Raw genomic sequence first — 6,435 nt, 5'->3', positions numbered from 1 at the left:
CCTTGTAATAACCAAAGGGAAAATAAAGGCTATTTTTATAGAAAACTGGCTTAAAAAAACCAATTATAAAGTGTGACCACAACAGCTTTATTCGCATTTATTTTGTTAATAAATAATTAATTTCACATCCAAAATTAAATATCTAAATAGAAACATTGCATACTTCCAAGCTAAGTACATTCTTATCAATAAAACTATTTTGCATATAATCCCTAACAATTTTAATTCTAGGAAGGTTCATCAAAAAAGCGTGCATAAAGTTCCCTAACAGCTAACTATTTAGAATGTAATCGTCATGACTAAAAGTGCATAAAGTTTGTTAAAATCCTTAATTTTAAAGGGCTGCGGGATAAAAAACGATTTGTGATAGATCTCTAAGAATACCTGACTAGCAGGCGTAATATTAATTCCAGACAAGAGATATGAATAAAATAATTCATTATTCTCCACTGAAAATAAATAATTACTCTTAGCGATAAAAGTAATTCAAATATATAAGAGAGAGACGATCATGAGTAAGTTCTATGTAGGTTCTGAAATAGGTCAATTGCGCCGCGTTCTAGTTCACCGCCCAAGACGCGCACTGACTCACCTAACACCCTCTAACTGTCACGATTTACTATTTGATGACGTACTGGCTGTTGAGCGCGCAGGTAAAGAGCATGACGCATTTACTAAAACGCTACGTGATCAGGGTGTTGAAGTTCTTCTTCTTACTGACCTACTAGCAGACACACTAGCAGTGCCAGAAGCGAAAGACTGGCTACTAAGCTGCCAGGTATCTGATTACCGTTTGGGTAAAACATTCGCCAATGATGTGCGCTGCTACTTGGGCGACTTACCAAACTTAGAGCTAGCAAAAATTCTAACGGGCGGTCTGTCTTACGCTGAAATGCCAATGAAATCATCTTCAATGATGCAAGGCATGCACGCACCAACTGACTTCATTATCGAACCTCTACCAAACCACCTATTTACTCGTGACACATCTTGCTGGGTATACGGTGGCGTATCTATCAACCCGATGGCGAAACCTGCTCGTCAACGTGAAACAAACCACGTTCGCGCTATTTACCGCTGGCACCCAACATTCGCAGGCGAAGACTTCATTAAATACTTCGGTGATGAAGAAAACATCAACTACGACAACTCAACAATCGAAGGTGGTGACGTTCTTGTTCTCGGCCGTGGCGCGGTTCTTATCGGTATGTCTGAGCGTACAACAGCACAAGGTGTTGAACACTTAGCGTCTAGCCTATTCAAACACGGTCAAGCGACACAAGTTATCGCAATGCAGCTACCAAAACACCGTTCTTGCATGCACTTAGACACCGTGATGACTCACATGAACGAAGATACGTTCTCTGTTTACCCTGAAGTGGTAAGTAAAGACGTACAGTGCTGGAACCTAACTGGCGATGAGTCAGGCGCAGTGAAAGTGAAAGAAGAAGGCTACTTCGTAACAGCTATCGAAAAAGCACTTGGCGTAGACAAGCTAAACCTAATCACAACTGGTGGCGACAACTTCCATGCAGAACGTGAACAGTGGAACGATGCAAACAACGTTCTAACGGTTAAACCTGGCGTCGTTATTGGCTACGAAGGCAACACATACACCAACGAAAAATACGACAAAGCAGGCATCACGGTTCTTCCGATTCCAGGAGACGAACTTGGTCGCGGTCGCGGTGGTGCACGCTGCATGAGCTGCCCAATTGAGCGTGATGGTATCTAATCACTAAGACGAAACGGCCAAGTTGAACGATCTTAAATAATCTCAACTTGGCCAAAATGAGAGAACACAATTATGACTAAGCAAACTGTTGTTGTTGCACTCGGCGGTAATGCCCTACTTCGTCGCGGTGAGCCGTTAGAAGCCGATGTTCAACGCCGTAATATTGAAACGGCTGTTAAAACCATCTCTGAAATCGCGAAAGTGTACAACGTGGTTCTAGTGCACGGTAATGGTCCACAAGTTGGCTTACTTGCTCTGCAAGGTTTGGAGTACAAAAAAGTAAACCCGTATCCATTGGATGTATTGGGCAGTGAGACTCAAGGCATGATCGGCTACATGCTAATGCAAGAGTTCAAAAACTACCTGCCTGACCGCAACATCTCATGCATGTTGACGCAAATGACCGTTGATCCAAACGATCCTGCATTCGCAGATCCAACTAAGCCAATTGGCCCGATCTACGAAGAAGCAGAAGCGCGTGAGTTAGCGGAGAAATTCCACTGGATCGTAAAACCAGACGGTCAACATTTCCGTCGAGTAGTGCCAAGCCCACGCCCTACTGGCATTGTTGAACACGAAGCGATCACTCAACTTATCGATGCAGGTCACCTCGTAATTTGTACTGGCGGTGGTGGCATCCCAGTGAAAAAAGAAAATGGCAAATTAGTCGGCGTTGAAGCGGTTATCGACAAAGACATGTCAGCGGCTTTCTTGGCGAAACAATTGGATGCGGATGCACTACTTATTCTGACCGATGCTGACGCTGTTTATCTTGATTGGGGCAAACCGACTCAACACGCACTGCGCAGTACTACACCAAGTGAATTGGCGAAGTTTACATTTGATGCAGGCTCAATGGGGCCAAAAATCGAAGCATCGTGCGAGTTCATTCAGCAAGGCGGCAAAGTAGTGGGTATCGGCGCACTCGAAGATGGTTTGCAAATCCTGCAAGGCCAAGCGGGCACCAATATCACCAAAGGTTAATGCACTAGCGAGCTTTATCATCTTGAGAGTCTTAAACCTTGAGAGCTTTTAAAGCTTGCGAAAACAGATTAAACGAAACAAACAAAACCGAACAACTTTAACTAAAAATTGAATCGCGCTTTCTTGAATTTTATTTCCCTGTAACAAGGAAGCGCCTAAATCTAAGAAGGAATACATCATGGCTTTTAACCTACGCAATCGTAACTTCCTAAAACTACTAGATTTCACTCCACGCGAAATTCAACACTTGTTAGATCTTTCTATGGAGCTAAAAAAAGCGAAGTACAACGGTTACGAACAGCCAACACTGACTGGCAAAAACATTGCGCTTATCTTTGAAAAAACCTCAACTCGTACTCGCTGTGCATTCGAAGTAGCAGCATTCGACCAAGGTGCTCGAGTTTCTTACTTAGGCCCATCTGGCTCTCAAATTGGCCACAAAGAATCAATGAAAGACACCGCTCGCGTTCTAGGCCGTATGTACGATGGCATCGAATACCGCGGCTTTGGTCAAGAAATCGTTGAAGAGCTAGGCGCTTACGCTGGCGTTCCTGTGTGGAATGGCCTGACTGACGAATTCCACCCAACACAAATCCTAGCTGACTTCCTAACTATGACGGAATACGGCCGTGGCAAGCAATTGCATGAAATCAAGTTTGCTTACCTAGGTGATGCTCGCAACAACATGGGCAACTCTCTGATGGTTGGTGCTGCGAAAATGGGCATGGACATTCGCCTTGTTGCTCCAAAACAATTCTGGCCAGAAGAAGAGCTATTAGCTCAATGTCGTGAAATCGCAGAACACACTGGCGGCAAAATCACGCTAACAGAAGATGTTCAAGAAGGCGTGCAAGGTTGTGACTTCCTATATACCGACGTTTGGGTATCAATGGGCGAAGCGAAAGAAGCATGGGCTGAGCGTATCAACCTAATGATGCCTTACCAAGTCAACATGGACATGATCAAAGCAACAGGCAACCCACATGTGAAATTCATGCACTGCCTACCTGCTTTCCACGGCGAAGATACAACTGTCGGCAAACAGCTTGCTGCTGAATATCCGCAGCTTAAAGATGGCGTAGAAGTGACGGATGAAGTGGTTGAGTCTGAATACTCTATCGTGTTCGATGAAGCAGAAAACCGCATGCACACTATCAAAGCAGTAATGGTTGCGACATTAGGCAGCTAATGACCTAAGAAACTAAACAGTTAAGACGTTAAAAATTAAGAAGCTAGGCACTCACTTGTTCGAAATACGTTGATAAGTTAAGTGCAATGACAGGGAAATGCGGGTGGCGTTCTTGGGATTTTGACCTTGAATAAAACTCGCATTTTTTTTCATGCGGTTGAAGAGATAATTTCCTGGAAAACCCTGTAAGTCTCAGCCCCAACAAAGACTTAAATGGGAGTTTAAAATGGACGTAATCTCGCATAAAAATCCATTAAATGAATACTTTACAGAAAGTATTGCATGGCCTTTTTATCTGAGTATAATCCTCCGCAATTTGTCTTAAGAGAGCAAAAAATGAACCGCAATTTTTTCGCACATGATTGTCAGCCAATACGCCTTAGAACGGCGTTGGTGTCATTTTTATTTTGCTCTATTGATCATTTCGAAGCCTCCTATTTTTAGGGGGCTTTTTTTTGTCCGCAATTTGACTGTATGCATAGAAAAAGGAAGACCCGTTATGGCGCATTCGTTATTTAACAAGCACATCATCTCCATTCCAGAGCTATCTCGTGATGAACTGGAGCTTATCGTCGATACTGCAGCAAGACTCAAAGCAGAACCAAACCCTGAGCTGCTGAAAAATAAAGTCGTTGCGAGCTGCTTCTTTGAGCCTTCAACTCGAACTCGCCTCTCATTTGAAACCGCAGTTCAACGCCTTGGCGGCACAGTCATCGGCTTTGATAATGGCGGCAACACATCGCTGGCGAAAAAAGGCGAAACACTTGCCGATTCCGTTCAAGTGATTTCATCTTACGTGGATGCCTTTGTGATGCGTCACCCACAAGAAGGCGCGGCGCGCTTAGCGTCTGAATTTTCTAACGGTGTGCCAATTGTGAATGGTGGCGATGGTGCAAACCAACACCCAACGCAAACCTTATTGGATCTGTTCTCGATTTACGAAACGCAAGGCACGCTCGATAACCTCAATGTGGCGTTCGTCGGCGACCTAAAATATGGCCGTACCGTACACTCTTTGACGCAAGCACTATCAAAATTCAATAACGTGCGTTTCTTCTTTATCGCGCCAGAAGTGTTAGCGATGCCTGATTACATCTGTGAAGAATTGGAAGAGATGGGCATCCAATACAGCACCCACAGCAGCATTGAAGAAGTGGTGCCTGAACTGGATGTCCTGTACATGACTCGCGTACAGAAAGAGCGCTTTGATGCGTCAGAATACGCGCACATGAAGTCGGCTTACATTCTAACGGCCGATACCTTGAAAGATGCACGCCAGAACATGAAGGTGCTTCACCCATTACCACGCGTCGATGAAATCACAACCGACGTAGATAAAACGCCACACGCTTACTACTTTGAACAAGCTGAAAACGGTGTATACGCTCGCGAAGCCCTATTGGCCCTAGTTCTTAACGACACTTTATAAGCAGGAGAAACAGTCATGGTTAAACAAACTCAGCTACAAGTAGAAGCGATCCGTAACGGCAGCGTGATTGACCACATCCCTGCTCATCTTGGTATCAAAATCCTTAAACTGTTTAAGCTACACAAAACAGAACAACGCATCACCATGGGATTGAATCTGCCATCATCTGCGCTTGGTCATAAAGATCTGATCAAGATTGAGAACATCTTTCTGACCAAGGAACAAGCCAACCAATTGGCTCTGTATGCGCCGCAAGCGACGGTAAATCAGATTGAAGAGTACAAGGTGGTTAATAAGCTAACATTAGTACTGCCAGACCAAATCAACAGTGTGTACTCTTGCCCGAATAGCAACTGTATTTCGCACGGTGAACCCGTTGAAAGTAGCTTTAAAGTGCAGCTAAAACACGAAAACGTCCAACTAAAATGTCACTATTGTGAAAAAGTATTCTCTCGCGAGATCATGAGTGAAATCCGCTAGCCCTTAGCGCTCTTACCTTCGTAAAAGAAACCGCTCAAACTACATGGATATTTATTCCCAACCTGGAATAAATATCCACTTACCCAAAGAATAAAATTCCACAAAAAAAGCAAATAACCAGAATTTTGTTTGGTGATCGCCTTCAAAAAGATAACTATTCTTTAGTGGTAGACTGGATGAATAGAAGATCATACATCACGCATACCCTTCCTATTTATTTCGGGATTCATCGGTAAGCCCTAACTAACAATCGTACTCTACGGCTTTGGGAGTGCGTTCTGCGCTATGGACAAGCGATACCCACACGTTGGCTTTAAGGAGTTGTTCATGAACCAAATCACTGAGCACGGTTGCTTGTATTCAGCTGAAGATAAAACACTGACTGCAGCGTGCAAACGCTTACTACAACAGCAAAGCTTCTCGACCCAGAACCAGCTGCGAGAGAAACTCGTCGACATTGGTTATACAGGCATTAGCCAGTCGACTGTGTCTCGTATTTTGTCACAACTCGGTGTTGTCAAAATCCAGAACGCCTGTGGCAAAAAGGTTTACTGCATCACCGTAGAAAGCGCACCGGTACGTGTCGATGCGTCAATCTCATCACAAATCGAATTAATT

The 6,435-nt window shown here is 44.0% G+C and carries 5 protein-coding genes and 1 pseudogene; all 6 read left to right on the top strand.

What is annotated here, in order from left to right; genetic code table 11:
- The first annotated feature begins 511 nt into the window (after positions 1–511).
- Positions 512–1,735 (top strand): arginine deiminase, encoded by a 1,224-nt coding sequence (gene arcA, locus AB4653_RS18370; RefSeq protein WP_009844709.1) that lies wholly within the window; start codon positions 512–514, stop codon positions 1,733–1,735.
- Positions 1,736–1,807: 72 nt separating this feature from the next.
- The gene (arcC, locus tag AB4653_RS18365) at positions 1,808–2,719 is read left to right on the top strand and encodes a carbamate kinase (protein ID WP_009844708.1); all 912 of its coding nucleotides are present in this window, start codon (positions 1,808–1,810) and stop codon (positions 2,717–2,719) included.
- Between the two features lie 178 nt (positions 2,720–2,897).
- Positions 2,898–3,908, top strand: coding sequence for an ornithine carbamoyltransferase (locus AB4653_RS18360; RefSeq protein WP_009844707.1), 1,011 nt, complete (start codon positions 2,898–2,900; stop codon positions 3,906–3,908).
- Positions 3,909–4,407: 499 nt separating this feature from the next.
- Positions 4,408–5,337: an aspartate carbamoyltransferase gene (pyrB, locus tag AB4653_RS18355; RefSeq protein ID WP_004729720.1), complete on the top strand. Its 930-nt coding sequence runs from the start codon at positions 4,408–4,410 to the stop codon at positions 5,335–5,337.
- Between the two features lie 15 nt (positions 5,338–5,352).
- Positions 5,353–5,817: an aspartate carbamoyltransferase regulatory subunit gene (gene pyrI, locus AB4653_RS18350; RefSeq protein ID WP_009844706.1), complete on the top strand. Its 465-nt coding sequence runs from the start codon at positions 5,353–5,355 to the stop codon at positions 5,815–5,817.
- A 327-nt stretch (positions 5,818–6,144) separates the two neighbouring features.
- Positions 6,145–6,435 (top strand): annotated as a pseudogene (locus tag AB4653_RS18345) (arginine repressor); the annotation flags it as partial.

Source organism: Vibrio sp. 10N.222.48.A3 (assembly GCF_041475345.1).
Lineage (GTDB): Bacteria > Pseudomonadota > Gammaproteobacteria > Enterobacterales > Vibrionaceae > Vibrio > Vibrio tasmaniensis_A.
This window is presented reverse-complemented; position numbering and strand designations above follow the sequence as displayed.